This window comes from Pseudomonas sp. NBRC 111132 (assembly GCF_001320565.1).
In the GTDB taxonomy this organism is placed as follows: domain Bacteria; phylum Pseudomonadota; class Gammaproteobacteria; order Pseudomonadales; family Pseudomonadaceae; genus Aquipseudomonas; species Aquipseudomonas putida_P.
This window is the reverse complement of record NZ_BCBI01000057.1, coordinates 15,955-41,551: the sequence shown is the minus strand read 5'-3', so window position 1 is coordinate 41,551 and position 25,597 is coordinate 15,955. Positions and strand designations below refer to the sequence as shown.

27 protein-coding genes are annotated in these 25,597 nt (G+C 63.1%); 7 read left to right on the top strand and 20 right to left on the bottom strand.

Going from position 1 to position 25,597, the window contains the following annotated elements; translation table 11 throughout:
• The coding region (locus APH35_RS22665; RefSeq protein WP_374701352.1) for an MFS transporter at positions 1–414 on the top strand (414 nt) is incomplete at its 5' end.
• Positions 415–464: 50 nt separating this feature from the next.
• Here APH35_RS22665 and APH35_RS22660 read toward each other — a convergent pair.
• From APH35_RS22660 to APH35_RS22650, 3 genes are read right to left on the bottom strand one after another with little or no spacing between them, the layout of a single operon-like run.
• Positions 465–1,049: a LysE family translocator gene (locus APH35_RS22660; RefSeq protein WP_012271726.1), complete on the bottom strand. Its 585-nt coding sequence runs from the start codon at positions 1,047–1,049 to the stop codon at positions 465–467.
• Positions 1,050–1,099: 50 nt separating this feature from the next.
• Positions 1,100–1,930: an AraC family transcriptional regulator gene (locus APH35_RS22655; protein WP_082421375.1), complete on the bottom strand. Its 831-nt coding sequence runs from the start codon at positions 1,928–1,930 to the stop codon at positions 1,100–1,102.
• 48 nt (positions 1,931–1,978) lie between these two features.
• Positions 1,979–2,902, bottom strand: coding sequence for a LysR family transcriptional regulator (locus APH35_RS22650; RefSeq protein WP_060492788.1), 924 nt, complete (start codon positions 2,900–2,902; stop codon positions 1,979–1,981).
• 103 nt (positions 2,903–3,005) lie between these two features.
• Between APH35_RS22650 and nfsB the strand changes: the two genes are divergently transcribed.
• The 3 genes from nfsB to APH35_RS22635 all read left to right on the top strand — a co-directional run bounded on the left by nfsB (position 3,006) and on the right by APH35_RS22635 (position 4,652).
• Entirely contained in the window at positions 3,006–3,659 is a 654-nt protein-coding gene (nfsB, locus tag APH35_RS22645; RefSeq protein WP_060515567.1) for an oxygen-insensitive NAD(P)H nitroreductase, read from the top strand.
• Between the two features lie 109 nt (positions 3,660–3,768).
• Positions 3,769–4,218: an antitoxin Xre/MbcA/ParS toxin-binding domain-containing protein gene (locus APH35_RS22640; protein ID WP_012271730.1), complete on the top strand. Its 450-nt coding sequence runs from the start codon at positions 3,769–3,771 to the stop codon at positions 4,216–4,218.
• On the top strand, positions 4,215–4,652 hold the full coding sequence (locus tag APH35_RS22635; RefSeq protein ID WP_060515566.1) for an RES family NAD+ phosphorylase: 438 nt from the start codon (positions 4,215–4,217) through the stop codon (positions 4,650–4,652). The genes APH35_RS22640 and APH35_RS22635 overlap by 4 nt, the downstream gene beginning before the upstream one ends.
• Positions 4,653–4,659: 7 nt before the next feature.
• Here the strand turns inward: APH35_RS22635 and APH35_RS22630 are convergent, their stop codons facing one another.
• Both APH35_RS22630 and APH35_RS22625 read right to left on the bottom strand, forming a co-directional pair.
• Positions 4,660–5,814 (bottom strand): cysteine desulfurase family protein, encoded by a 1,155-nt coding sequence (locus APH35_RS22630; protein WP_060515565.1) that lies wholly within the window; start codon positions 5,812–5,814, stop codon positions 4,660–4,662.
• A 194-nt stretch (positions 5,815–6,008) separates the two neighbouring features.
• A complete protein-coding gene (locus APH35_RS22625) occupies positions 6,009–6,935 on the bottom strand; it encodes a LysR family transcriptional regulator (protein ID WP_012271733.1) in 927 nt (308 codons plus the stop codon).
• Between the two features lie 140 nt (positions 6,936–7,075).
• On the opposite strand from APH35_RS22625, the gene APH35_RS22620 reads away from it, so the two are divergent.
• Positions 7,076–8,305, top strand: coding sequence for an acyl-CoA dehydrogenase (locus APH35_RS22620; RefSeq protein WP_060515564.1), 1,230 nt, complete (start codon positions 7,076–7,078; stop codon positions 8,303–8,305).
• 58 nt (positions 8,306–8,363) lie between these two features.
• Here APH35_RS22620 and APH35_RS22615 read toward each other — a convergent pair whose 3' ends face one another.
• From APH35_RS22615 to ribBA, 8 genes are all read right to left on the bottom strand, one after another.
• Entirely contained in the window at positions 8,364–9,716 is a 1,353-nt protein-coding gene (locus APH35_RS22615; RefSeq protein WP_060515563.1) for an SPFH domain-containing protein, read from the bottom strand.
• Between the two features lie 140 nt (positions 9,717–9,856).
• Entirely contained in the window at positions 9,857–10,921 is a 1,065-nt protein-coding gene (locus APH35_RS22610; protein WP_060492785.1) for a TerC family protein, read from the bottom strand.
• Positions 10,922–11,087: 166 nt separating this feature from the next.
• Positions 11,088–12,395: a substrate-binding domain-containing protein gene (locus APH35_RS22605; protein ID WP_060515562.1), complete on the bottom strand. Its 1,308-nt coding sequence runs from the start codon at positions 12,393–12,395 to the stop codon at positions 11,088–11,090.
• A 111-nt stretch (positions 12,396–12,506) separates the two neighbouring features.
• Positions 12,507–13,655, bottom strand: coding sequence for an ABC transporter ATP-binding protein (locus APH35_RS22600; protein WP_060492783.1), 1,149 nt, complete (start codon positions 13,653–13,655; stop codon positions 12,507–12,509).
• A gap of 17 nt (positions 13,656–13,672) precedes the next feature.
• Positions 13,673–14,479: an ABC transporter permease gene (locus tag APH35_RS22595; RefSeq protein WP_012271741.1), complete on the bottom strand. Its 807-nt coding sequence runs from the start codon at positions 14,477–14,479 to the stop codon at positions 13,673–13,675.
• Between the two features lie 6 nt (positions 14,480–14,485).
• Complete coding sequence (locus APH35_RS22590) at positions 14,486–15,403, bottom strand: ABC transporter permease (RefSeq protein ID WP_060492782.1); 918 nt, start codon at positions 15,401–15,403, stop codon at positions 14,486–14,488.
• On the bottom strand, positions 15,400–16,425 hold the full coding sequence (locus APH35_RS22585) for an ABC transporter substrate-binding protein (protein WP_012271743.1): 1,026 nt from the start codon (positions 16,423–16,425) through the stop codon (positions 15,400–15,402). The genes APH35_RS22590 and APH35_RS22585 overlap by 4 nt, the downstream gene beginning before the upstream one ends.
• A 356-nt stretch (positions 16,426–16,781) precedes the next feature.
• Positions 16,782–17,903, bottom strand: a complete 1,122-nt coding sequence (gene ribBA / locus APH35_RS22580) for a bifunctional 3,4-dihydroxy-2-butanone-4-phosphate synthase/GTP cyclohydrolase II (RefSeq protein ID WP_060515561.1) — start codon at positions 17,901–17,903, stop codon at positions 16,782–16,784.
• A 78-nt stretch (positions 17,904–17,981) separates the two neighbouring features.
• On the opposite strand from ribBA, the gene APH35_RS22575 reads away from it, so the two are divergent.
• Positions 17,982–18,275, top strand: a complete 294-nt coding sequence (locus tag APH35_RS22575; protein ID WP_012271745.1) for a DUF1330 domain-containing protein — start codon at positions 17,982–17,984, stop codon at positions 18,273–18,275.
• Between the two features lie 64 nt (positions 18,276–18,339).
• Here the strand turns inward: APH35_RS22575 and APH35_RS22570 are convergent, their stop codons facing one another.
• A complete protein-coding gene (locus APH35_RS22570) occupies positions 18,340–19,359 on the bottom strand; it encodes an alpha/beta hydrolase (RefSeq protein ID WP_060492780.1) in 1,020 nt (339 codons plus the stop codon).
• A gap of 146 nt (positions 19,360–19,505) precedes the next feature.
• Here APH35_RS22570 and APH35_RS22565 point away from each other — a divergent pair, with 146 nt between their 5' ends.
• Complete coding sequence (locus APH35_RS22565; RefSeq protein WP_060515560.1) at positions 19,506–20,390, top strand: LysR family transcriptional regulator; 885 nt, start codon at positions 19,506–19,508, stop codon at positions 20,388–20,390.
• A gap of 7 nt (positions 20,391–20,397) precedes the next feature.
• Here the strand turns inward: APH35_RS22565 and APH35_RS22560 are convergent, their stop codons facing one another.
• From APH35_RS22560 to APH35_RS22535, 6 genes are all read right to left on the bottom strand, one after another.
• The gene (locus tag APH35_RS22560; protein ID WP_060515559.1) at positions 20,398–21,660 is read right to left on the bottom strand and encodes an SAM-dependent methyltransferase; all 1,263 of its coding nucleotides are present in this window, start codon (positions 21,658–21,660) and stop codon (positions 20,398–20,400) included.
• Complete coding sequence (locus APH35_RS22555; RefSeq protein WP_012271749.1) at positions 21,635–22,447, bottom strand: DUF1365 domain-containing protein; 813 nt, start codon at positions 22,445–22,447, stop codon at positions 21,635–21,637. Before APH35_RS22555 ends, APH35_RS22560 begins: the two co-directional genes overlap by 26 nt.
• Positions 22,444–23,691, bottom strand: a complete 1,248-nt coding sequence (locus APH35_RS22550; RefSeq protein ID WP_060515558.1) for an NAD(P)/FAD-dependent oxidoreductase — start codon at positions 23,689–23,691, stop codon at positions 22,444–22,446. The genes APH35_RS22555 and APH35_RS22550 overlap by 4 nt, the downstream gene beginning before the upstream one ends.
• Positions 23,692–23,694: 3 nt before the next feature.
• On the bottom strand, positions 23,695–24,447 hold the full coding sequence (locus tag APH35_RS22545) for an SDR family NAD(P)-dependent oxidoreductase (protein ID WP_012271751.1): 753 nt from the start codon (positions 24,445–24,447) through the stop codon (positions 23,695–23,697).
• Complete coding sequence (locus APH35_RS22540) at positions 24,444–24,866, bottom strand: nuclear transport factor 2 family protein (protein WP_060515557.1); 423 nt, start codon at positions 24,864–24,866, stop codon at positions 24,444–24,446. The genes APH35_RS22545 and APH35_RS22540 overlap by 4 nt, the downstream gene beginning before the upstream one ends.
• Before the next feature lie 143 nt (positions 24,867–25,009).
• Complete coding sequence (locus APH35_RS22535) at positions 25,010–25,594, bottom strand: sarcosine oxidase subunit gamma (protein WP_060515556.1); 585 nt, start codon at positions 25,592–25,594, stop codon at positions 25,010–25,012.
• Positions 25,595–25,597: the final 3 nt, after the last annotated feature.

Here is a 25,597-nt window from a genome sequence, read left to right as displayed (position 1 = left end):
GCGGGGGTATTCGGCTCGTTGCTGTTCAGCCGCTACAGCGACCGTTTCCCCCATGGCTTCCTGGTAGGCTCGATCGGCTTGCTCGCCGCGTGCCTGTTGCTGTTGCTGCCGCTCTCGGGCAACTTCTACGCGTTCGCGGCGCTGAGCATGTTCTGGGGTGTGGCGATCCTCAGCTTCAGCCTGTCGCTGCAGTCCAAGACGCTGAAGCTGGCGTCGGATGCCACCGATGTGGCCATGGCGCTGTTCTCGGGTATCTACAACATCGGCATTGGTGGTGGTGCGCTGCTGGGCAGTATTGTCAGCAGCCAGATGGACGTGGCGAATATTGGCCTGGTGGGCGGTAGCGTGGCGGTGGTCGGGCTGGTGCTGGCCGTTGCCAGCACTCGGCGCTTCCGCGAGGCGCTGACACGCTGACCCCCAGGCCAGCGCTCCCACATGTCCCGCCCAGGCCTGTGGGAGAGCGCTCAAGCCAGGACGGCAGCCCATGCAGAGATCAATAGCGCCCCCGCCAACACCTGGTTGAACACCTGTAGCCGCCGTGGCGCCTGCAACCACCGGGCGCTACCCACCCCCAGCATCGCCCACGCCGCCATGCACGGCAGGGCGATCAGCAAAAACACCAGCGCCAGCAGCCACACCGGCAACGACGGTGCGGCAAAGACCCCGACCACCGCCACGGCCATCAACCAAACCTTGGGGTTCACCACCTGCAACGAGGCAGCGCTGAGCGCACTGAAGCCTTGTGCTGTGGCCGTCTGCAGCGGGGCGGCGGCACTGCGCAGCATCTTCCACGCCAGCCAGCTCAGCCACAGCACTCCGGCCCAGCTCATCAGCTGTTGGGCCAATGGGTGACGCAGCAACAGCTCGCCCAGCCCCAGACCAACCAGTAGCACGATCGCGGCCGCCGCACCGCAGGCTGCCACGATCGGCGCTAGGCTTGCGCGCAGGCCCACGCGCGCGCCATGAGCCAGGATCAACAAGTTGGTCGGCCCCGGGCTGATGCTGGACACCAGGGCAAAGAGGAAGAAGGGCAGCAACGACTGCGACATGGTTCAAGGCTCCGTGAAATCGAAGCACCATGCTCGCCGCCCGCCGGCATTCAGTCTGGAAGGTTTGAGCAGCGCCTGCGGTAGTCGGCGGGGGTTAGCCGATAGGCGCGGCGGAACCAGCGGCCCAAGTGGCTCTGGTCGGCAAAGCCCAACGCCACTGCCACTTCGGCAGGGGTCTGGCCTTGGGCGAGCAGGCGCCGCGCCCGTGCCAGGCGCAGCTGGATCAGGTAGGCATGCGGTGCAATGCCGAACGCGGCCTTGAACGCACGGGTCAGGCGAAAGCGGTCGATGCCGCAGGCGTGGGCCAAGTCTTCCAGGCCGATGTCACGCTCCAGGTTGGCGTGCAGGTAGTCCCGTGCGCGCTGTGCCGTCAGCGGCAGGCGCGGGTCGGGGTTGATGCGCCGGCGCCAGTGCAGGTGGCGGGTCAGGCAGGCCAGCAGGTCGTCCATGGCCGTTTGCCGGACGATGCGCAAGTCCTGCGTGTGCACGGCCTGGAAGGCGAGGGCGGTGGCCTGGGCCAGGCGTTCGTCATGGCACAGGGTATCGGCAAAACTGGGCAGGCTGTCGTCCGGTGCGTGCTCGAACAGCGCCCGCAGCTGTTGGTCGAGCCAAGCGGGCTCCAGGTACAGCGTTGAATAGGTGAAGCCTTCATCGGTAGGCGCCAGCCCATCGTGGATGTCGCCAGGCTCGAGCAGAAATACCTGCCCCGGCGTGCTGCGGTGGCGCACCCGGCGGCAGTTGAACTGCTGCACACCCTGTTCGGTGACGCCGACCAGGAAGCTGTCGTGCCAGTGCGGGTCGTAGGCATGCCCGACGAAATGCGCACGGACCGACTCGATGCCGGTGTCGGCGTCTTGCTTGAGGTCGATCCAGTTGCTCATGAACATGTGCCGTCGGGGTAAATGGCTACCTTAGCGCAACGCCCCGGCTCAGTCTGGAACGATTGTGCAGCCGTTGGTCAGGGCACGGTTGCGCAGGGCCTCGAAGCGCTCGCGCAGCCACAGGTGCAGTTGCGAAACCGCAGGTGTGAGCTGCTTGCGATGCGGGCAGACCAAGGTGACCGGGGTGGGCTCGCCGAGCATTTCGGGCAGCACGATTTCCAGTTCACCGGCCGCGATGTTGGCGCTGACATCCAGCCACGACTTATAGACGATGCCTTCGCCTTGAATGGCCAGGCGTCGGATGACATCGGCATCGTCGCTGACCAGCGGCCCACGCACCTGCACGGTGCGGTTGCCCAACCGCCATTTGTCGTACACCCGGTTGTGTTGCATGTACAACAGGCAGGCGTGCTGCTGCAGCGCGTCGGGGGTGAGCGGGCGGCCGTGGCGGGCCAGGTAGGCGGGCGAGGCGACCAGCACTCTGCGATTCCAGTCGGCCAATGGCAGGGCGATGTAGTTGGCATCCTGGTTGAGGCCATAGCGGATGGCCACATCCACCGGGTCGCGGTTAAGGTCGGCAATCTGGTCAGACAGGAAGAAGCGAAGCTGCAATGCCGGGTGCTCGCGGCGGAAGGCACTGAGCCAAGGCAGCAGCATGTTGCGGCCCAGGTCGGAAGGCGCCGATACCTGCAGTGTGCCGCGCAGGGTATTGGGGTTGCCATGCAGGTCCTCATGGCCCTGGCGCAGGCTCTCCAGCACATTCAGCGCGGTTGGCAGGTAGCGCTCGCCCTCGGCGGTCAGGCGCAGGCTGCGGGTGGTGCGGGCGAACAGGCGTACATCCAGGTCGCGCTCCAGGCGCTTGATCGCGGCAGCCACCTGGCCCGGTAGCAGGCCTGCTTCATGGGCCGCTGCAGTGAAGCTACCCAGCACACTGCTGCGGGCGAACAATTCGAGATCAGTGATGCGCAGCATTTTCATTCCAGGGATGAAAGTGTTGCTGCATTGTGCCGGTTTTTCTTTTCTACCGGAAAGATAAGATGCACGGCACATCCACTGTTCATACCGGAGTTCTTGCATGGATACCGTCTCGCTGGCCAAGCGCCGCTACACCACCAAAGCTTACGATGCCTCGCGCCGTATTCCCCAGGCCACTGTCGATGCCCTGCTCGAGCAACTGCGCCACAGCCCGTCGTCGGTCAATTCCCAGCCCTGGCATTTCATCGTCGCCGACACTGCCGAAGGCAAGGCTCGCCTGGCAAAGAGCACCACGGACGGTTATGCCTACAACTCGCCGAAGCTCCTTGATGCGTCGCATGTGATCGTGTTCTGCACCCGCACCGAAATGACCGAAGCGCACCTGAACACGGTGCTCGACCAGGAGGCTGCCGATGGTCGTTTCCGTGACGAGCAAGCGCGTGCCGGGCAAAACCAAAGCCGCCGGCACTATGTCAACCTGCACCGCTACGACCACAAGGACGTGCAGCACTGGATGGAAAAACAAACCTACCTGGCCTTGGGCACCGCGTTGCTGGGGGCTGCGGCGCATGGTTTGGATGCAACGCCGATCGAAGGCTTTGACAGCAAGGTCCTCGACGCCGAACTGGGGCTGCGTGAGCGTGGGTTTACCAGCGTGGTGATTCTCAGCCTGGGTTACCGCAGTGAGACGGACTTCAATGCCGGGCTGAACAAGTCGCGGCTGCCGGCGTCGCAAGTCTTCACGTTCCTGTGAGATTGCAGGGGGCGCAAAGCGCCCCTGACTCGCCCGCCCGGCCGGGCAAACTGGCAATGATCCGGCATATACCGCATACTTGTCGGCAAACGCCGATAAGGAGCATGCCATGCTTGCCGAAGTGCTTCGCGACAACGGTTACCATGAGTACCGGGCGCGCTTGAACGCGCTGCTGGAAATCCCCGAGCTTGCCAGTGACTTTGAAATCCACACCCGCATCACCCATGGTTTTGCCGCCACCTGGCTGGTAAAGCTGACCGAGCGTGGTGTGCTCACGCCGGTGGAGCGCGACCAGATCATTCCCCTGCGCACCCTGAAAACCCGCATTGAGCGCGACCAGCCGTTGACCGTGGATGAAAGCGACCGTCTGTTCCGCTCGGCCCACATCACCGCCATGGCCGAAGCCGTGTTCGGCGAGGCGGACAAGGCCAAACGTTGGTTGTCCAAGCCCAAGGAGCGCTTTTCGGGGCTCACCCCGATGCAGATGCTTACCACCCAGCAAGGCACCACTCAGGTTGAAGAGATGCTGCTGCAGATTGCCGAGGGCTTTGGCCTGTGATTCTGTGGCGTATCAGCGCCTACGCAGACTTGAGCGGCACGGGGGGCTTGCGGGTAAGCGGCCGTTGGCACCAGGCGGGCCGGCCGGTGGTATATGCCGCCACCAGCCCTCCAGGGGCGATGCTCGAGGTGTTGGTGCACCTGGAGATCGACCCTGAGGATTTCCCCACTACCCTGCGCCTGATCCGCATCGAATTGCCCGACACGGTTTCACAAGCGCAGTTACCCACCTTGCAGCCGGGCTGGTCCGCTCAGCCGGAGTTGACCCGGGCACTGGGCAATCGCTTTCTGGATGACTGTTCGGCATTGTTGTTGCCGGTGCCGAGCGCGATCATGCCCAGTACCACCAACTACCTGTTCAACCCACGGCACCCGCAGGCGCAGAGCGCGAAAATACAGGTCGAGGATTTCACCCCGGACAGCCGCTTGTTCTAGTGCCTGTTCACCACAGCGCCGCCGATGCCGTCGTCAGCACCCGACCGAACACTTCGACAGCCTTGTCCACTTCAGCGTCGGTGCTGAAGCGGCCGATGCTCAAGCGCACGCTATTGCGTGCCTGGCGCTCATCCAGCCCCAGTGCCAGCAGCACATGGGAGGCGGCGTTACTCGCCGAGTTGCAGGCCGAGGTGGTCGACAAGGCCAGCTCGCTGGCCAGTGCCGCACTGTTGAAGCCCTTGCTGTCGATGCACAGGTTCAGCGTATGGGGTATGCGGTGGGTGACGCAGCCGTTCAGGGTGACGCCGGGTAAAGCCAGCAGGCCTTCGCGCAGGCGTGCAGCCAGTTGCTCAAGGCGCTGGTGCTCGCTGTCGCCAGGCTGGCCGGCCAGGGCAAAGGCGCTGCCCATGCCAGCAATCTGATGGGTCGCCAGGGTGCCGGAGCGCAGGCCCTGTTCATGGCCGCCGCCGTGCATCTGCGCGCGCATCAGCGTACGGGCGCGTGGCCCGACATACAGCGCGCCGATGCCTTTTGGCCCATAGACCTTGTGCGCCGAGAATGACATCAAGTCCACGCTCATCGCATTCAGGTCGATGACCAGCTTGCCCACAGCTTGCGCGGCGTCTACGTGCAACAGGGCACCGTGGGCACGCACCTGCTGGCCAATTGCGGCAACGTCGGTGACCGTGCCCAGTTCGTTGTTGACCGCCATCAGCGATACCAGGCGGGTATCGGCGCGCAATGCTGCCTGCACGCTGGCGGGCTGGATCAGGCCGGCGGCATCCGGCGCCAGGCGGGTAACGGCCCAGCCTTGGCGCTCCAGTTCGGCCACCGTGTCGAGCACGGCCTTATGCTCCAGCTGGCTGGTGATCAGGTGGCCGGGCTGGCCGATGCCTTGGGCAATGCCTTTGAGTGCCAAGTTGTTGGACTCGGTCGCGCCCGAGGTCCACACCAGGTTTTCGGCCTGCGCGCCGACGCGCTCGGCCACTTGTTGGCGAGCCTGCTGCACGGTGTGACGGGCGGCTTGGCCGAAGGCGTGGCCACTGGACGCCGGGTTGCCGAAGTTGGCTTGGTTACCCAGGCAGGCGAGCATGGTTTCGATGACCCGGTCGTCGACTGGGGTAGTGGCGGCGTAATCGAAGTAGAGTGGGGCGCTAGGCATTGGGGCGGGTCCGTGTCAGTTGCCATGAAATCGGCGATCGTTGACCTAAGCGTACCCGCCAGCTGTGAGATATTTTTCGCTTCCCACCGCTGTCTTCTCGATCCCGATAAAAAAAATTTCCCCGCGGCATTGGTTTTGTAGGATTTTTTTCTTCAGTTGGCGAAGCGTTGCAATCGGCCCCGCGCCAGCTACCTTCAGGCAGGGTCCAGAGCCTTCTCTTCCTCCGCCACCACGCGCTCGCATAACTCGGTGATCTGCTCGCGCATCCAACGGTTGGCAGGGTCCTGGTCGGTACTTTCATGCCAGTAAAGGTGCGTCTCCAGCGCTGGCACCTCTACCGGCAATGGCTGGTAACGCAACTGATGGCGGCGGGCAAAGCGCTCGGGAACGGTCATTGCCATGTCAGTCTGCTGCAACACCTGCGAGGCCATCAGGTAATGCTGCGAACGCAGGGCGACCTTGCGCTGCACACCCATCTTGCCCAGCGCCAGGTCGACATAGCCCAGGCCGTTGCGGCGGCTGGAGATATGGATATGGGTCATGCCCAGGTAGCTGTCGAGGGTCAGCTTGCTGTCGGCCAGCGGATGGCCCTGGCGCAGGGCGCAGACATAACGGTCCTGCATCAGCTTGACGTGGCGCACTTGCGGGTCGGTGTTCAGGGGGGCGTCGATGGCGAAATCCAGGCGGCCGGCGGCGAGTTCCTTGGTGGTCTCGCGGCGCTTGCACAGAAAGCTCTCGATCAGCACCGCTGGCGCCAGGCGGCGCAGGCGCTGGAACAACGGCGGCAGAATGACCGCTTCGGTCAGGTCGGTCATGCTGATGCGGAAGGTCTTGTTGGCCTGTTGCGGGTTGAAAATGCGGCTTTCCTGCACCGACGTGCGCAATAGCGCCAAGGCATTGCGCACCGGGCCGATGATGTTCTGCGCCATGGGTGTGGGCACCATGCCTTGGGCGGTGCGCACGAACAGCGGGTCGTTGAAGGTTTCGCGCAGCCGTGACAGGGCGTTGGACACCGCCGGCTGGGTAATGCCGACAATTTGCCCGGCGCGGGTCAGGTTGGCTTCGGTGTAGATCGCATCGAACACGATGAACAGGTTGAGGTCGACCTTGCTGAGGTTCATGGGCGCCGCTCTTTGTTGGAATTATCGGTCGATCATATATCGGTTATGAATGTTTATACACGCGGAAAATAGACTAGGTGGATTGGTCCGCGCTGCTCTAGGCTCTGGCCCATGTACTCCGAACCGTGAAGGTAGCCCCGATGGATTTCGCCTATTCGCCCAAGGTCCAGGCACTGCGCGAGCGCGTCAGCGCGTTTATGGACGCTTATGTCTACCCCGCCGAAGCGGTGTTCGAGCGCCAGGTCGCCGAGGGCGACCGCTGGCAGCCGACCGCTATCATGGAAGAACTCAAGGCCAAGGCCCGCGCCGAAGGGCTGTGGAACCTGTTCCTCCCAGAGTCGGAATATGGCGCCGGCCTGAGCAACCTGGAATACGCCCCGCTGGCGGAGATCATGGGCCGTTCGTTGCTCGGGCCAGAGCCGTTCAACTGCTCGGCACCGGACACCGGCAACATGGAAGTGCTGGTGCGCTATGGCAGCGAGGCGCAAAAACGCCAGTGGCTGGAGCCGTTGCTGCGCGGCGAGATCCGCTCTGCGTTCGCCATGACCGAGCCAGACGTGGCCTCTTCGGACGCCACCAACATGGCTGCCACCGCCGTGCGTGACGGTGACGAATGGGTGATCAACGGCCGCAAGTGGTGGACCTCCGGCGCCTGCGACCCGCGCTGCAAAGTCATGATCTTCATGGGCCTGTCCGACCCTGAAGGGCCACGCCACCAGCAGCATTCGATGGTGCTGGTGCCCACCGATGCACCAGGCGTGAAGATCGTTCGCCCGCTGCCGGTGTTCGGTTATGACGATGCACCCCATGGCCATGCCGAAGTCCTGTTCGAGAACGTGCGGGTGCCGTACGAAAACGTAATCCTTGGCGAAGGGCGCGGCTTCGAAATCGCCCAGGGCCGCCTGGGGCCTGGCCGCATCCACCACTGCATGCGTTCGATCGGCATGGCCGAGCGCGCGCTGGAGCTGATGTGCAAACGCTCGGTCGAGCGCACCGCCTTCGGCCGGCCACTGGCACGCCTGGGCGGCAACGTCGACAAGATCGCCGACTCGCGCATGGAAATCGACATGGCCCGGCTGCTGACGCTCAAGGCGGCCTACATGATGGACACCGTCGGCAACAAAGTCGCCCGCAGCGAGATCGCGCAGATCAAGGTGGTGGCACCGAACGTTGCCTTGAAGGTAATCGACAGGGCGATCCAGATACATGGTGGGGCAGGGGTGAGCGGCGATTTCCCGTTGGCCTACATGTACGCCATGCAGCGCACCTTGCGCCTGGCCGACGGGCCGGATGAAGTGCACCGGGCGGCGATTGGCAAGTATGAAATTGGCAAGTATGTGCCGGTGGAACTGTTGCGTAGCGGGCGCTAATTCGGTGAGCCTGTGCCGACCGCTTCGCGGTTTTACCCGCGAAGCGATCGGTAAAGCTTCATTGAGTTTTCAGGTCCACTACCAGGTCTTTGGCGGCTTTCGTCGCCAGTACACTCATGAGCTTGCTCATTTCATCCTGTCGCCCGATCCCTGGTTCGGTGCCCCCCATCATGACACTCGGCACCGGTGCCTTTGCTGCTGCCTCTGCCCACGCTCGATTGATCTGCACCAGCGCATCCAGTTTGGTTTGCAGGGCACCGTCCGCCTTGAGCGAGGCTTCACGGGCGTAGGCTTCGGCATCGGCTGTGATCTTGGTCGCTTCTGCCGTTACACGCGCTTTGTCCCGAAGCAGCTCGGCTGTCTGCTTGTCGATCTCGGCGCGCCGTTTCTCCCGCTCTGCGTTGATCAGCGCAAGCTGTTTTTCGGTTTCGGCCTCGGTAGTACGCTCAATCTGTTGGCGTAGACTCTCCTGGCGTTTGGCTTCGACGTCCTTGGCGCCGCGTGCAGAAACCAGTTCCTTCTCTTCTTCCTCCTTGAGCCTGTTTTGCCGGGCCACGGCAAGCTCCGCCAGTGCTTGCTGCACCCGCACCATGCGTTGCTGGTACTGCGGATTGGGGTCGATATGGGTGACCCGAGCATCCACCACCTCAACGCCGAATAGGCGAAATTGTTGCAGCTTGCGCAGTTCCTGGCCGTTCTTGTCGAGCTTCTTCTCAATGATGAAACGCGTTGCACTGTTGTCGCCAAAACTACCCTGTTCGGTACCGGCCTGCAGAATCGCAGTTTGAGCAGGATAATTGTCGCGCTGAACGCGAATTTCCTTGCGGCTTGTCAAGTACAGGCCGTTGCGCAACTGATTTTCGAACTCGGCACCGAAGTGGCTGCGGTTGCCGGCGTAATAGTCGTCTGCGCTCATCAGGGAGGCTGTGGCTTGCAGCGTTTCCTTGACTGCCGGCAACAGTGCACGTTGCAGGAAATTGTCAGGCGTGCGGTATTCCTGGGCAATCTTCAGAAATGCCTCCCCTGAAGGAAGGCGAAACTGGCTACTGAACTCGGCTTTGGCATCGACGTTGCCCAGAAAAACGATAGGCAGGTTTTCCAGCGTGATCGAGGGATGTCCGCTGCGGGTATCTTCCGGGTTGTCCATGCGCAAGGAGGACTGAACGCCGATGGTACGTCGCCAAGCTGTACTGCGGCCGAACCACTTGGTGGCGTAGCCTACGTCCTCGACTACTTTCTCCTCGCCGAAAATCGTACGAACGTGGGTCATCTGGCCTGCTTCGTTGTAGAAGAATACGTTGTTGAATATTGCTGCCAGGGCGCCGAACGCGAGAACTGGGATGGCAATGGCGGCAATTTGCTTGCGGTTGACACGTAATTGAGGGAGGTCGGGAATGGGCAGTTTTTGCACGGGGCACTCCTTGTGCGGAAAGGCCCATCCTGGTTAATTCAGCCCCGTGATCACAATCAGACGAACCGAATTCCTTATGTAGGAATAATCACTGCGGTAGCTAGGAAGAATCCAATTTGATTCGGCCCCACAACAGCCATTCACGCCCGCAATTGCGGGTCGTCCTTCTTTTTTCCCAGGTTGTTCTGCCCCGTCGAATCCTGCGACGGCTGGATACTCTCGACCGCCACGTTCTGCCCCCGCGTCTTGATCAACGAAACCACCACCCCACCCAGCAACAGCCCGAACGTCACCCCCAGCGACAGCAACGCCGGCACCTTGCCCACCATGCCGTGGTAGAAGATTTTGCAGCCAATGAAGATCAGCACCAGCGCCAGTGCGTACTTGAGATAAACGAAGCGGTGCATCAACGCCGACAACGCGAAGTACAGCGAGCGCAGCCCCAAAATGGCAAAGATGTTAGAGGTGTAGACAATGAACGGGTCCTGGGTAATGGCGAAAATCGCTGGCACGCTGTCGACCGCAAACACTAGATCGGCAAGTTCGATCAGTACCAGCGCCAGGAACAATGGGGTGGCATAACGCAGCGCCTTGCTGTGCCCAGGCGGGGTCTGGCGGATGAAGAAGTGCGAGCCATGGATCTGGTCGGTGACCCGCATGTGCCGGCGCACGAACTTGATGATCGGGTTGTTGGCCAGGTCCGGGTGGCTGTCTTCCTTGGACAGCGCCATCTTCACCCCGGTAAACAGCAGGAAGGCACCGAAGATGTACAGCACCCAGGCAAAGTTCTGCACCAACGCCGCGCCTACGCCGATCATGATCGCCCGCAGCAACACCACCCCCAGGATGCCCCAGAACAACACGCGGTGCTGGTAGCGGCGGGGGATGGCAAAGTAGCTGAAGATCATTGCCATGACGAACACGTTGTCCATCGACAGCGACTGCTCGACCAGGAAACCGGTGTAGAACTCCAGTGCCGACTGCGCGCCCAACTGGTACCAGACCCCGGCGCCGAACAGCACGCCGACGCTGAAGTAGCCTGAATACAGCAGCAGGCTTTCGCGCATTTCGATTTCCCGGTCGTGGCGGTGCAGCACGCCCAGGTCGAGTACCAGCAAACCGATGACGATGGCCATGAACACCAGCCACAACCAGGCGCTGGTACCGAGGAACGGGGTGGTGAGAAATGCTTGCAGAGCTGTCATGAGCCCCTCCTTGAATGTCGACGTTGCTTGGCAACAGTGATCCGACATGGCGGCTTGGCAGCCGTCAGAGGGGCCCGGTATCACATGATTTTGAGCCTAGACCCGTTTACCAGTGATGCCGAACAGGGAGCTGTTACATTTCTTTGCCAGGGCTCGGATCTGGCCTTCAATACACCCACACCTCGACCCGTCGGTTACGTAACCGTCCTTGCTCCAGCTCATTGCCGGCCACGGGTAGTTCATCGCCCATCCCAGTCACCTCCAGCACCTCCACACCATCGCGCGCCAGCTCGCGCCGCACTGCTTGCGCGCGCAGGCGTGAGAGCAGGGCCGCGCGCCCGGGTGTCTCCTTGGGGTCGCCAAACCCCACCAGCACCGCCTTGCTCTGCAACTTGCCAGCCTGGCGCAGGTACTCGGCTACCCGCTGCACATCGCGCAGGGCCTTGTTGTCGAGGCTGGCGCTGCCTTCCTGGAAGCGAAAGTTCACGCTCAGCCGCTGCGCCTGCTGGGCGAGGGTGCGATAGCGCGGCGGCATATCAGACTGGGGAGGGACAGGTTGAGCCTTGATCTGCTGCGAAACGAAACCCTGCTGGGCGACGATCGCCTGGCCCGCGGGGCTTTGGGCGAAATCGGCCAGGGCCTTGGACTGGGGCTTGGGGTTGGCCGGCAGGTAGAAGTACAGGCGCCGCGATAGCGGGTAGTCTTCGCTGGCCACCAGTGCGCGTTCAGGCAGCATGGCCGGTGCGTCGCCCTCGGCCACTGCCAGCACCTTGGCCCCGTGCACGGCGGCCAGGCTGCTGAAGCCGATGGCCTGGCGGTCGGCACCTACCTGGGCCGCCAGTTCGTCACTGGACTCGAAGCGCTTGGCCTTGGGCGACAGTTCGCTGTGCAGAGGTTCCAGCACCAGTGCCTTGAAGGTCTCGAAAGTACCGGAACGGTCATCACGGGCATACAGGTGAATGGCCCCGCCAGAAACACCTAATTGTTCCCAGCGTTGGACCTGCCCGGAGAAAATCTGCGCCAGTTGTTTTGTGGTGAGCTGCGGCAGTGGGTTGTCGGGGTGGACGATGACCGCGACGCCATCCAGGCCGATGACTTGTTCAGCGCTGGCAGCACGCAGGTCGCCCAGGGCCTGCAGCTGGCGCACTTCACTGTCGTTGATCGGCCGCGATGCCGCTGCCAGGTCGGCCTCGCCCCGGCCCAGGGCAACGAAGCCGGTGCTGGAGCCGTGGGCGGCGATGTCCACGCGCACGGGCTGCCCATGCGCATCGCGCGCACTGATCACGGTTTCATTGGGCAGTTTGCCCGGCTGTTGCGCGATGGCGCTGGCTTGCTGCGCGCGCAATTGCCCCTGCACCAGCGCCGGCAGCAAGGCCGCACCAATCGTGTTGGAACCTTGCACGCGCAGGTGCTGGGGCTCGGCCAAGGTCGCAAGCGGTAGCAGGATAAGCAGCAAGACAAGCAGGCGGGGCATGCCGGATGGCCCTGTGGCATAGAGTTGGCCGGCAGATTACGACAGTGGCGTGATGATAATGTGACAGTCCGTAGGGGAGGGCTTTGCCCCCCTTCTCGGCGGCTGGCGAACTCAATGCGCCCCGGCAGACTTGCTCAAATCGCTCTCGGCCCACTCGGTATAGATGCACGCATCCGCCACTGCCCAACGCACCTTTACGCTGTCGCCCGGCTGCATCGGCATGCCTGCGGCTGACAGCGCCTTCACCGTCAGCTCGGTACCCCCTGCAGTCACCACATGGCAGGTTTGGCTCTCGCCCAGGAACAGCACCTCGCCAACCTTGGCACTGACCTCGTTCCAGCCCGCTGGCAGTGGCTCGCTTGCGGCCTGTTCGGCGGTCAGGGCCAGGGCCTTCTCTGGGCGTACCATGATCAGTGCATCTTGCGAGGCGGCCAGCCCTGGGGTCAGGCGAATGGCTACCGGCTGCCCCTCGAAACTGCCTGCGCCATTGCTGCTGGCCTTGATCCGCAGGAAGTTGGAGTTGCCCAGGAACGAAGCGACAAAGGCATTCGGCGGGTTTTGGTACAGGTCGTAACCGGTGCCCAGGCCGACGATCTTGCCGTGGCTGAAAATGGCGATGCGCTGGGACAGGCGCATGGCTTCTTCCTGGTCGTGGGTGACGTAGACGATGGTAATGCCCAGTCGGCGGTGCAACTGGCGCAGTTCGTCCTGCAGGTCTTCTCGCAGCTTCTTGTCCAGCGCGCCGAGCGGCTCGTCCATCAGCAGGATACGCGGCTCGTACACCAGCGCCCGGGCAATCGCCACACGCTGCTGCTGGCCGCCAGACATTTGCGAGGGTTTGCGGTGGGCGAACTTCTCTAGCTGCACCAGCTTGAGCATGGCGTCGACGCGCTTGGCCGTCTCGGCAGCGCCGAGCTTGCGAATGGCCAGCGGGAAGGCGATGTTGTCGCGCACGTTCAGGTGCGGGAACAGCGAATAGCGCTGGAACACCATGCCGATGTCACGCTTGTGTGGTGGTACGTTGACCAGCGATTGGCCGTCGACCAGGATCTCGCCACTGCTGGGTGTTTCGAAGCCGGCCAGCATCGACAGGGTGGTGGACTTGCCCGAGCCGCTGGAGCCGAGGAAGGTCAGGAACTCGCCGTCCTGGATCTCCAGGTCGAGGTTGTCCACGGCGGTGAAGTCGCCGTAGTGCTTGTTCAGGCCGCGCAGGCTGACCAGGGTCTTGCCGTGCGCGTTGTCTTTGATCACTGCACTCATTGTTGTTTTCTCCGCGCTCAGGCGTTTTCGGTGCGCCGGCGCAAGGCGGCGGCAATGAACATGACAAGCAGCGACAGGCCGATCAGCAGGGTCGAGGCCACGGCAATGACCGGGCTGAGGTCCTGGCGCAGGGTGGTCCACATCTTCACCGGCAGGGTCTGCAGGTCGGGGCTGGCCATCATCACGCTCAGCACCACTTCATCCCACGACACCAGGAAGGCGAACAGGCCACCGGCGATCATGCCGGGGCGGATGGCCGGGAAGGTGACCTTGAAGATCGCCTGCAGGCGCGAGGCACCGCAGATCACCGCGGCATCTTCGATTGACTGGTCGAACAGCTTCAGCGAGTTGATGATGGAAATGATGGTGAAGGGCAGGGCGACGATCACGTGGCTGACCACGAAGGCGAACAGCGTGCCGGTGTAGCCAAGTTTGAGAAACAGCGCATACACCGCCACGGCAATGATCACCAGCGGCACGATCATCGGCATGGTGAACAGCCCGTACAGCAGTTCGCGGCCCGGGAAGCGGCCACGCACCAGGGCGAACGCGCTGGGCAGGCCCAGCAGTACGGCGGCGAGGGTGGTCAGCACGGCCACCTTCAGGCTGGCCAGCGCAGCGTCCATCCACTCCGGGTTGGAGAAGAACTGGCCGTACCACTTGAAGGTCCAGCCTGGCGGCGGGAATACCAGCCACTGGGACGAGCCGAACGACAGCAGCACGATGAACACGACCGGCAGCAGCAGGAAGGCCGCGATGACCCCGGTGGTCAGGTACAGGCCCGTACGCAGCGGGCGACCCATGGCATTGGGAGACAGGAGCATGGCGGTTTACCTCGCGTTGCCAACCGGGGATTCCGGCTGCAGCTTCAGGTACAGGTAGAAGAGCACCAGGGTGATCGCCACCAGCAGTGCGGCGGCGGCGCTGGCCAGGCCCCAGTTGAGGAACGACTGCACCTGCTGGATGATGAATTCGGGCAGCATCATGTTCTGTGCACCGCCCAGCAGCGCCGGGGTGACGTAGTAACCGAGCGACATCACGAACACCATCAGCGCGCCGGAGAACAGCCCCGAGCGACACAGCGGCAGAAATACCTTCCAGAAGTTGGTCCACGGGCTGGCGCCGCAGATGGAGCCCGCCTGCAGCACCATCGGGTCGATGGCGTGCATGGTCGCCTGCAGCGGCAGCACGATGAACGGGATCATGATGTAGCTCATGCCGATCACCACGCCGGTGAGGTTGTGCACCATTTCCAGCGGGGCATCGATGATGCCCATGGCCATCAGCGCCTTGTTGATCACCCCCGAGCTCTGCAGCAGCACCAGCCATGAGTAGGTGCGTGCCAGCAGGCTGGTCCACATCGACAGCAATACGATGTTCAGCAGCCAGCGGCCCCAGCCCTTGGGCACCAGGGTGATCGCCCAGGCCAGCGGGAAGCCCAGCAGTACGCTGATCAGGGTGACCACGCCAGCCACCGAGAAGGTGTTGAACAGTACCCGTGCGTAGGCCGAGTTGGCGAACAGTTGCTCGTAGTTGCCCAGCCCAGGGGTTGGCTCAAGCACCCCGCGCAGCAACAGGCCGACCAGCGGGGCGAAGAAGAACAGGCCAAGGAACAGCAGGGCCGGCAGCAGGTTGCGGCTGCCTTTCCAGCGCTGGCTCAGGCTGGCGCGGCGGGGGGCGGTGCCCGGCGCGCCGGCACCCGTGGGGGCACCTTGCGCGTTATGCAGGGCGTTGATGGCGACTTTCATTTGACCAACCACTCATTCCAGCGGGCCGCGATGGCTTGACCGTTCTTGGCCCAGTAGGCGAAGTCGAGGGTGACCTGGTCCTGGGCGTAGGCTGTTGGCAGGTTCGGCGCCAGGTCTTTGTCCAGCTTGGCCACGCTGTCGACGTTGACCGGCGCGTAGGCGGTCTTGTTGGCGAACTCGGCCTGGCCTTCGGCGCTGCTGGCGTTGGCCAGGAACTTCATGGCCGCATCCTTGTTCTTGGCGCCTTTGGGAATGACCAGGAAGTCGGCCATGACCAGGTTCTGCTTCCAGCTCACGCCCACCGGTGCGCCATCTTGCTGCAGGGCATAGACGCGGCCGTTCCAGAACTGGCCAAGCGAGGCTTCACCCGAGGCCAGCAGCTGTTGCGACTGGGCACCGCCGCCCCACCAGACGATGTCTTTCTTGATGGTGTCGAGCTTCTTGAAGGCGCGGTCCAGGTCCAGCGGGTACAGCTTGTCTGGGGCTACGCCGTCGGCCAGCAGGGCCAGTTCCAGCACGCCGGGGCTCGGCCACTTGTACAGGGCACGTTTGCCGGGGTAGGTCTTGGTGTCGAACAGCGCGGTCCAGTCCACCGGTTTGTTGGCACCGAGCTTGCCTTCGTTGTAGCCGAGTACGAAGGAGAAGAAGAACGAGCCGACGCCGTGGTCGGAGACGAACCGCGGGTCGATCTTGTCGCGCTTTATCTGGTTGAAATCGAGGGGTTCGAGCAGGCCTTCGCTGGCGGCACGCAGGGCAAAGTCGGCTTCGACGTCAACCACATCCCACTGCACGTTGCCGCTCTCGACCATGGCCTTGAGCTTGCCGTAGTCGGTGGGGCCGTCCTGCACGACCTTGATGTCGGTGGCTTTGCTGAACGGTACGGCCCACGCTTCTTTCTGGGCGTCCTGGGTGGTACCGCCCCAGCTGACGAAGTTCAGGCTGTCGGCGGCCTGGGCGGCCTGACATGCCAGGGTCAGCAGGCTGGCGGACAGCACTGCGGTTACACGTTTGCTCAACAGCATGGTTACGCCCTCGTTGCTTTTGTTATTCGAGGCGGGGCTTGTGGTGCGCCCGCCAACAGTGTTCGGGGAGCAGCAAAAACAAAGTGTCCGGGTGGCCGTTTTTAAGTGTAGGTGCCGGCCTGCAGATTTAAGGTCTACGGGATATCATATTATGGTATTCCAAACTTTTGGCAAGAGGTGTGAGGCGACCGGCCATCACTCCGACCTCTTCAATTTGTCGCGGTCTGCTTTTGTAGGAGCGGCCTTGTGTCGCGAAAGGGCCGTGAAGCGGCCCCAGGATTTCAGCAGATGCACAGATTGCTGGGGCCGCTCTGCGGCCCTTTCGCGACACAAGGCCGCTCCTACAAGGGGTGGTGTCAGCTTGGAAGACCTGGCTCGAACGGGATGCTCTGCACCACTTCCAGCTCATATCCCGCCAGGCCCGCGTATTTCAGCGGTGGCCCCAGGTGACGCAGTTTGCCAACGCCAAGGTCCTGCAGAATCTGCGCGCCGGTGCCCACCTCGGAATACACCTTCGACTGCCCACGCTGGTAAGGCCGTACCGGCTGAGTCAACTGCGGTATGCGTTCAAGCAATGCCTGGGAGGACTCATGGTTGGCCAGGATTACCACCACGCCAGCACCTTCCTCGGCCACCTTCTGCAACGCCGCCCACAGCGTCCAGTTGGCCGGGCCTGCATATTCAGCACCGACCAGGTCGCGCAGTGGGTCGATTACGTGCACCCGCACCAAGGTCGGTTGTTCGCGACGGATGTCGCCCATGACCATGGCCATGTGCACACCACCTTCGATGCGGTCTTCATAGCTGACCAGGCGGAAGATGCCATGCACGGTCGGCAGCTCGCGTTCGCCGATGCGCTTGATGGTCTGCTCGGTGCTCAGGCGGTAGTGGATCAGGTCGGCAATGGTGCCGATCTTGATGCCATGCTGGGCAGCGAACACTTCCAGGTCCGGGCGGCGGGCCATGGTGCCGTCGTCGTTGAGCACTTCGACGATCACCGAAGCCGGGCTGAAGCCTGCCAGCCGTGCCAGGTCGCAGCCGGCTTCGGTATGGCCGGCGCGGGTCAGCACGCCGCCTTCGCGGGCGCGCAGGGGGAAAATGTGGCCCGGTTGCACCAGGTCTTCGGGGCGCGCGTTGGGGGCCATGGCCGCTGCCACGGTGCGCGCCCGGTCGGCAGCGGAAATACCGGTGGTGACACCCGTGGCCGCCTCGATCGACACGGTGAACGCGGTGCTGAAGACGCTGCCGTTAGCCGGTACCATCTGCTCCAGGCCCAGGCGCTGGCAGTGCTCGTCGGTCAAGGTCAGGCAGATCAGCCCACGCGCTTGGCGGGCCATGAAGTTGATGGCCTGGGCGTCGCAACGCTCGGCGGCGATCAACAGGTCGCCTTCGTTTTCCCGGTCCTCGTCATCCACCAGCAGGACCATCTTGCCTTGCCGGTAGTCCTCGAGAAGTTCCTCGATGGTGTTGAAAGCCATGTTGCACGCTCACTGTGGTGGGGTGATTATTATGGTATACCATCATACATAAATATCGCCTTAAGAGGAGAGCAGCAGATGAAGGCTTACTGGATCGCCCATGTGGACGTGACCGACCCCGAGCAATACCAGCAGTACACCCAGCGTGCCCCGGCTGCCTTCAAGGCGTTCGGCGGCCGCTTCCTGGCCCGTGGTGGGCGCAGCGAGGCGATGGAAGGGCGGTCTACCCCCCAGCGTAGCGTGGTGATCGAGTTCGATTCGTACGAGCAGGCGGTGGCGTGTTACCGGTCCGAGTTGTACCAGCAAGCGTGCAGCCATCGCCAAGGTGTGGCGAAGGCCGAAGTGATCATTGTCGAAGGGTTCGAGCCTTGAGTGATGGTCTCACGGCTCTCCCGGACCGGCAGGGCACCAGGCCCTGCCGCATGGGTGGATAAGGTTATTGAAGGTGTACTTTCAGTTCACCGGCCGCCTGGCGCATCGCCGCCTTCACTGCCGGCACCTGGCTCAGTGGGTTGAGCAGCCCATAGTCATGGATCATGCCGTTGTAGCGCACTGAGGTAACCGTCACACCGGCAGCATTCAGCTTGCGGGCATAAGCCTCACCTTCATCACGCAACACATCGAACTCAGCCGTTTGTACCAGTGCTGGCGGCAAGCCTTTGAGCTGCTCAGTGCTGGCCCGCAGCGGCGATGCGTAGACCTGCGCACGGGCACGGGTATCGGAGGTGTAGCTGTCCCAGAACCACTTCATCATCCCTGTGGTCAGGAAGTGCCCTTCGGCAAATTGCTTGTACGAGGCAGTCTCGAAACTCGCATCGGTCACCGGCCACAGCAGCAGCTGGAAGCGCAGCGCAGGGGTGCCGGCCTCTTTGGCTTTCAGCGCCACGACTGCCGCCATGTTGCCGCCGACGCTGTTGCCGGCCACGGCCAGGCGCTTGCCGTCCACGCCGATCGCCTTGCCATGCTCGGCCACCCAGCGGGTCGCGGCGTAGGCCTGGTTGATGGCCGTCGGGTAGTGCGCTTCCGGCGATGGGGTGTAGTCCACGTAGACCGCCACCGCACCCGAGCCGACTACCAGGTCGCGGATCAGCCGCTGGTGGGTGGGGAAGTCGCCCAGCACCCAGCCGCCCCCGTGGAAGAACATGAACACTGGCAGGTCACCCTTCGCGTTGGCCGGGCGCACTACTTGCAGCTTGATCGACTCGCCATTGGCCTGGATGGTGCGCTCCTTTACCTCGATGCCCGAAAGGTCGACCTTGACCGAGGCCTGAGCGCCGGTCAGCACTGCGCGGGCGTCTGTTGGGCTGAGTTGCTCCAGCGGCTTGCCACCCCCTTTTTCCAGGGCTTCGAGGAAGGCCTGAGTGTGTTGTTCGACACCAGGGCTGCCAGCGGCGAAGGCGCTGGAAACGGACAGGGCCAAGAGGGAGGCGGTGAGGGCCTTGTGGACAATGTTCATGAGCGAATCCTTTTCTATGCAAGTGGTGGTAGTGGGCGTCTTGCCTGGCCTGCTGGGCCATCGCTGCGACTTGTGCGTAGATTAGGCAGGTGCACTTGCAGGAAAAAGCCGCTATAAAGCGTTTGACTGTCACTATGAGCGAGACAATGAACCCTTACGAAGACATGCGGATCTTCGCCCAGGTCATGGAGGCTGGCAGTTTCACCGCCGCCGCCGACCGCCTGGGCATGTCGAAGCAATCGGTCAGTCGACGCCTGATGCAGCTCGAGGAGCGCCTTGGCGTTCGCCTGCTCAACCGCTCCACCCGGCGCCTGGATGCCACACCGCTGGGCCAGCACTACTACCAGTCGGCCTTGCGCTTGTTGGGTGAGGTGCAGCAGGTAGAGCACGACATCAGCGGCCAGGCCCAGGCCTTGCGCGGCACCTTGCGCCTGAGTGCGCCGCTGTCGTTCGCCATGTCGCACCTGGGTTGCCTGCTGACCGAGTTTCTTCAACTGCACCCGCAAGTAGATGTAGAGGTGGACCTCAGCGACCGCGCCGTGGACCTGATCGGCGAGGGCTACGACCTGGCGCTGCGCATTGGCGCGCTGGAGGACTCCAGCCTGATTGCGCGGCGTATTGCCAATGTCGAGCGCGTCTACTGCGCGAGTCCGGCATACCTGCAGGCGCGGGCAGTACCAGTAATACCGGAGGATCTGGCCGGGCATGACTGCCTGCCCTATGGGCATTCGCGACAGGTGCAGTGGCAGTTTCGCCAGGGCGGCAAGGCGCAGGCGATTCAGGTGACAGGGCGCATGCGTGCCAACAACGGCGAGTTGCTCAGGGATGCGGCCATCGCCGGCATGGGGGTGACCTACCTGCCGACCTTCATCGTTGGCCAGGCGTTGGCGGATGGGCGGCTGGTGAGTGTGCTTGAAGAATGGACGCCGCCGGCGTTGCAGTTATCAGCGGTGTATCCGCAGCACCGGCAGGTAGCGCGGCCGGTGCAGGGTTTTGTCGACTTCTTGCGTGAGCGGTTGGTGCAACTATAGGTTTACCTCAGCACAGGGCCAGCAGTGGTGCCTTGCGCGCCTGTGGCCCGGCCCAGAGCAGTTGCGCCACGCCGATGGTGCGTTCTTCGAAACCGCCCTGGCAATAGCACAGGTAGAACTCCCACAAGCGCTGAAAGGTATCGTCATACCCCAGCATCGTTAGTTCCGAGCGCGCCAGGCGCAGGTTGTCGCGCCAATGGCGCAGCGTGCGCGCGTAGTCCTGGCCGAAATCCTCCAGGTGTACCAGGTTCAGCGCGGTCTGGCGGCTGGCGGTGTCCAGCAGCACGCTCAGCGAAGGCAAGGCGCCGCCGGGGAAAATATAGCGCTGGATAAAATCCACCGAGCGCCTGGCCTGGGCGTAGCGCTGGTCGCGGATGGTGATGGCTTGCACCAGCATCAGGCCATCATCCTTGAGCAGCGACGCGCACTGGCGAAAGTAGGTCGGCAGGTAGCGGTGGCCGACAGCTTCGATCATTTCGATCGATACCAGCTTGTCGAAGCGCCCGCGCAGGTCGCGATAGTCTTCGAGCAGTACGGTGATGCGCTGCTCCAGGCCCAGGGCCTTGACCCGCTGCAGGGTATGGGCGAACTGCGCCGCCGAGAGCGTGGCGGTGGTGACCCGGCAGCCATGCTGCAGTGCGGCGTGGATGGCCAGGCTGCCCCAGCCGCTGCCGATCTCCAGCAGATGGTCGTCGGGCTTGAGTTCAAGTTTCTGGCAGATGCGTCGCAGCTTGCTGGTCTGGGCCTGCTCCAGGGTTTGCCCGGGGCTGTCGAACTGCGCAGCGGAGTACATCATGGTGGGGTCCAGCAGGCGCTCGAACAGGTCATTGCCCAGGTCGTAATGCGCCAGGATATTGCGCCGCGCGCCGCGCCGGCTGTTGCGGTTGAGGCGGTGCAGCAGGCGCAGGGCCGGGCGCGCCAGGCGTGCCAGGCCGCCCTCCATGGCATCGAGAACATCCAGGTTGGCAACGAACAACCGGGTGACAGCGGCCAGGTCCGAGCTGCGCCAGTAGCCGTGAATATAGCCTTCTCCGGCACCAATCGAACCATTGCCGGCGACCAGGCCCCAGGCGGCGTCATCAATCACTTCCACTTCCGCGTAAAGCGGGCTGGCAACGTTGCCGAACGTCCATTGCTGGCCTTGGCAGATCAGGCGCAGGTTGCCGTGGCGCAGTTGGCGCAACTGCGCGAGCACTGCGCGCCTGGCCAGGCCGCCGAGCAGCGGGGCAATGCTTGCCGATTTGCTAACGCTCAGGGTCGGTTCGGGCATGGTCGGGCTCCTCGCGGGCAGGTTGGCCGAATGCCAGGTCGTGCTGGCTGGCGATATGGTCATGTAGAGGGGTACGTTTCAGCAGCAGGCGCAGGGCCTGCCAGTAAATGCCGGAGAGGGTGCGCAGGCTCATCCACGGAAAGCTCAGGATGTGCCGCTGCAAGGCCGCGCGGTCCAGCGGCTGACGTTGCAGCGCCAGGTCGGCTTCGAACACCTTGTGCCCGGCGCGCCAGTTCTGCATGTGGATGCGCACCCGCTGTGCATCGAGGGCGAACTGCAGGTGGTAGTCCATGTCCAGTGGCATGAACGGCGAGACATGGAAGGCTTTGGCCAGGGTAAATGTCTGGCTCAGGCCATCGTTCACGGGCAGTACATAGTGGAAACGTTCACGCCAGGGGGTGTTGCGCACTTCCAGCAAAATAGCCGCGAGCTGGCCTTGCCGGTCATGGCAGAAATAGACACTCACTGGGTTGAACGACAGCCCCCAGCAGCGCGGTTGGGTCAGCAGGTGCACGGCGCCTTCGGGTGCTTGGCCGATAGCCTGACCGACCATCAGCCGTGCGGCCTCGGCCAGTGGTCTGCCCTGGCGGGTCAGCGCCGGCAGATAGTCGGTTTCACGCCAGCACAGGGGGGCCAGCCGGGAGCTCCCAAGCCAGCGGGACAGGCGCAGGAGCTGGGGTTGTTCGTTGAGATCCAGGTAAAACATGCCAACCCGGTAACGAAACGCATGGTAGTGTGGGCTCAGCCGCCGGTGGCTCAGCCAGCCCTGGCACAGGTTGCTGTTCACAACTGTTCTCCAAAGTGCTGGGCGACGTTCAGCGCGCTTAGCACCCCGTCTTCGTGAAAACCATTGCCCCAGTAGGCGCCGCAGTAATAACTGTGCAAACGCCCCTGCAGTTCGCCCTGCCGAGCCTGTGCCGTCAGGGCGTCAAGGCTGTACTGCGGGTGGGCATACTCGAAGCGGGCAAGTATCTGTGCAGGGTCCACCTGCGCGGTCTGGTTGAGGCTTACGCAGAACGTGGCCGGCGCCTTGATGCCCTGAAGGATGTTCATGTTGTAGGTGAGTGCGGCAGGCGCCTGCGCGTTGCCGCCCAGGCGGTAGTTCCAGCTGGCCCAGGCCCTGCGCCGTTGTGGCAGCAGGCGCGTGTCGGTATGCAGCACCACGTCGTTGCTGGCGTAGTGGATGGCACCCAGGATGGCGCGCTCATGTTCGCTTGGCGGTACCAGCAGGGCCAGTGCCTGGTCGCTGTGACAGGCAAATACCACCTTGTCGAATCGCTCATTACCGCTGGCCCAGGTAACCGTCACGCCGAGGTCGTCACGTTTTACCTGATGCACCGGGCAGCTCAGCCGGATGCGTTCGGCAAAGGGCTGGCACAGAGGCCTGAGGTATGCGCGTGAGCCTGCGTCGATAACCTGCCATTGCGGGCGATGGTTGACCGACAGCAAGCCGTGGTTGTTACAGAACCGCACGAAAAACTGCAACGGGAAGCCCAGCATATCGGCCGGCGACATCGACCAGATCGCTGACCCCATCGGCACGATGTAATGGTCGATGAAGCGCCGCCCATAGCCTTGGGCATGCAGATAACTGCCCAGCGTGGTGGCGCTCTCGATCCGTTGCTGGTTCAGGTCGGCGGTGGCCTCGCGGTTGAAGCGCAGCACATCGCGCAGCATTCCCCAGAATGGCGGGGACAGCAGGTTGCGCCGCTGGGCAAACAGCGTGACCAGGTCGTGGCCGTTGTACTCGAACCCCGTGCGCGGGTCATGCACCGAAAAGCTCATCTCGGTGGGGCGCGAGGCGACACCCAGATGCTTGAGCAGGCGGATGAAGTGCGGGTAGGTCCAGTCGTTGAAGACGATGAAACCGGTGTCTATCGAGTAGCCTTGGCCCTGCCACTGCACATCGACGGTATGGGTATGCCCGCCGACCCGGTTCGCGGCCTCGAACACCGTGACCTCGTTACGACGTGACAGCAGGTGGGCACAGGTGAGGCCGGCGATACCGCTACCGATGATGGCGATACGCATGGGTCAGCCCTGTGGTTGGCGCGCCAGGCGGCGGCCCAGCTTAAGGCGCCAGCGCGCCGGCAGTGCACCTAGCAGGCGCAGCACCAGGGTGAAGGTGGCGGGGAAGGCTATTTCCAGCGGGCGGTGTGGCAGGCGCGCGATGATATGGGCGGCGGCGCGCTCGGCGCTCCACAGCTGGGGCATAGGGAAGTCGTTGCGGCGGGTCAGTGGCGTGTCGACGAAGCCGGGGCAGACCAAGGTGACATCGATGCCTTCGCCGACCAGGTCGATGCGCAGGGACTCGACCAGGTACCGCAATGCCGCTTTGGAGGCACCATAGGCACCCGCACGCGGCAATGCCAGCCAGCTCACCGAGCTGCCCATGACCACCAGGTGTGGCCGCTGGCCGTGGCGCAGCAAGGGCAGGGCGGCGGCAAGGCATAAGCTGGTGCCGGTCAGGTTGGTGCGTATCACTCGGTCGATCAGGGCAGGGTCGAAGTGCCCAGGCTCCAGGTACTCGCAAGTGCCCGCATTGAGAATCACTTGGTCCAGTGCGCCCCAGGCGTGCTCGATCTGCTCGGCGATTCGCGCCACTTGCCCAGGTTGATCGATATCGCCGACTGCCAGCAGTACCTGGTCCGGAAACCGTTCGGCCAGTGCTGTCAGCTTGTCTGCCCGGCGTGCGCCCAACGCTACCTGGTGGCCTTGTTCCAGCAGGTGCAACGCCAGCGCGGCACCCATGCCACTGCTGGCACCGGTCAGCCAGCAACGGCTCATGCCAGCCTGCCTTTGAGCCAGCGAATCGCGCTGCCCATGATCGGCAGATGTTCGTACAGCAGGGCACCGGCGTCGAAGTAGTCCTGGTGAAAATACACCCGCTCATGCCAGCGCAGGTGGCTGCAGCCTTGCAGGCGGATCAGTTGCCCGCTGGCCAGTTGCGGGTGGCGATAGTGCAACGTCCAGCGAATGTAGCCATGGCCCGGCTGTAGTTCGTCGGTGCCCTCGAAGCGGTAGTGGCAGTCGGAGACCTTGGCGTACAGCTGGGCGAAATAAGCCCGCAGCGCGGGAAGCCCGGTGAACTGGTGCAAGGGGTCGCGGAAGGCGACGTCTTCGCTGTACAGGTCACCCAACAGGTCGAGGTTGTGCGTATCCAGCGTGGCAAAGCGTTCGGCGAAGGATTGCAGGTAGGTGGACATGCACAATACCTGTACAAAATTAATTTGTTGTACAAGGTATAGTGCAGGTCTCTGGATAAATCTATACAGAAGAAAATTTTTGTACAGTTTTCGCGCGGCGCTCGATCTCCCAGGCGCCAAAAATCATGCGGCGAGCACCCCCGCTAGACCATCCCCCCACCAAACTCACCCATGGCATCCAGCACCGCCTCGCACACATACGCCAGCGAAGCCCGATCAAACAGCAGCTGCAACGCCGGCCGCTCATCACTGCCTACATTCAGCACAATCATATTGATCCGCGCCACCGAGGTCTGCGCCACCGCCCCAACCGGAAACGCCCCGGTACGCAAATCCACCCCACATAACTTGGCCATCACCGCGCTGCCATGCACCCCCGACAGTTGTAGCCAGGCATGGCTGTCCTGGCGCGGCAGCAGGTAATTGCGCTGGGCACCCTGCACCCACTCGGCCTCTACACCCGCCACCCGTGCGCCATCGTCGGCCAGGCTGCCCAGCAGCAGGTACTCGGCCTGCGACAATCGCGCCACCCAGCTTCCATCATGCTGACGCACGGCCTGGTTCGGCTGCGTGGGCAAACGGTATCCACGTTGCTGAAGGTAGGCGGCGCTGTCTGCGCCGCGAAATCCAACCCGCGCCAACGCAGTCAAGTCAGTCAACGCACAGGTGTGCAGCAGTTCGGCTCGCGGGTTGCGAGGGATAAACGCTTCGGCTTGCAAATGGGTCATGGC

Bases quoted from the DNA above. Each gene is read 5' to 3' on its own strand.
- APH35_RS22560 (WP_060515559.1), bottom strand. From the start codon at position 21,660: ATGCCCGAACCGACCCTGAGCGTTAGCAAATCGGCAAGCATTGCCCCG.
- APH35_RS22535 (WP_060515556.1), bottom strand. From the start codon at position 25,594: ATGACCCATTTGCAAGCCGAAGCGTTTATCCCTCGCAACCCGCGAGCC.
- APH35_RS22565 (WP_060515560.1), top strand. From the start codon at position 19,506: ATGAACCCTTACGAAGACATGCGGATCTTCGCCCAGGTCATGGAGGCT.
- APH35_RS22625 (WP_012271733.1), bottom strand. From the start codon at position 6,935: ATGAACCTCAGCAAGGTCGACCTCAACCTGTTCATCGTGTTCGATGCG.
- APH35_RS22620 (WP_060515564.1), top strand. From the start codon at position 7,076: ATGGATTTCGCCTATTCGCCCAAGGTCCAGGCACTGCGCGAGCGCGTC.
- APH35_RS22590 (WP_060492782.1), bottom strand. From the start codon at position 15,403: ATGAAAGTCGCCATCAACGCCCTGCATAACGCGCAAGGTGCCCCCACG.
- APH35_RS22605 (WP_060515562.1), bottom strand. From the start codon at position 12,395: ATGCCCCGCCTGCTTGTCTTGCTGCTTATCCTGCTACCGCTTGCGACC.
- APH35_RS22570 (WP_060492780.1), bottom strand. From the start codon at position 19,359: ATGAACATTGTCCACAAGGCCCTCACCGCCTCCCTCTTGGCCCTGTCC.
- APH35_RS22550 (WP_060515558.1), bottom strand. From the start codon at position 23,691: ATGCGTATCGCCATCATCGGTAGCGGTATCGCCGGCCTCACCTGTGCC.
- APH35_RS22630 (WP_060515565.1), bottom strand. From the start codon at position 5,814: ATGCCTAGCGCCCCACTCTACTTCGATTACGCCGCCACTACCCCAGTC.
- APH35_RS22650 (WP_060492788.1), bottom strand. From the start codon at position 2,902: ATGCTGCGCATCACTGATCTCGAATTGTTCGCCCGCAGCAGTGTGCTG.
- APH35_RS22610 (WP_060492785.1), bottom strand. From the start codon at position 10,921: ATGACAGCTCTGCAAGCATTTCTCACCACCCCGTTCCTCGGTACCAGC.
- APH35_RS22540 (WP_060515557.1), bottom strand. From the start codon at position 24,866: ATGTCCACCTACCTGCAATCCTTCGCCGAACGCTTTGCCACGCTGGAT.
- APH35_RS22545 (WP_012271751.1), bottom strand. From the start codon at position 24,447: ATGAGCCGTTGCTGGCTGACCGGTGCCAGCAGTGGCATGGGTGCCGCG.
- APH35_RS22585 (WP_012271743.1), bottom strand. From the start codon at position 16,425: ATGCTGTTGAGCAAACGTGTAACCGCAGTGCTGTCCGCCAGCCTGCTG.
- APH35_RS22640 (WP_012271730.1), top strand. From the start codon at position 3,769: ATGCTTGCCGAAGTGCTTCGCGACAACGGTTACCATGAGTACCGGGCG.
- ribBA (WP_060515561.1), bottom strand. From the start codon at position 17,903: ATGGCTTTCAACACCATCGAGGAACTTCTCGAGGACTACCGGCAAGGC.
- APH35_RS22655 (WP_082421375.1), bottom strand. From the start codon at position 1,930: ATGAGCAACTGGATCGACCTCAAGCAAGACGCCGACACCGGCATCGAG.
- APH35_RS22600 (WP_060492783.1), bottom strand. From the start codon at position 13,655: ATGAGTGCAGTGATCAAAGACAACGCGCACGGCAAGACCCTGGTCAGC.
- APH35_RS22660 (WP_012271726.1), bottom strand. From the start codon at position 1,049: ATGTCGCAGTCGTTGCTGCCCTTCTTCCTCTTTGCCCTGGTGTCCAGC.
- nfsB (WP_060515567.1), top strand. From the start codon at position 3,006: ATGGATACCGTCTCGCTGGCCAAGCGCCGCTACACCACCAAAGCTTAC.
- APH35_RS22595 (WP_012271741.1), bottom strand. From the start codon at position 14,479: ATGCTCCTGTCTCCCAATGCCATGGGTCGCCCGCTGCGTACGGGCCTG.
- APH35_RS22575 (WP_012271745.1), top strand. From the start codon at position 17,982: ATGAAGGCTTACTGGATCGCCCATGTGGACGTGACCGACCCCGAGCAA.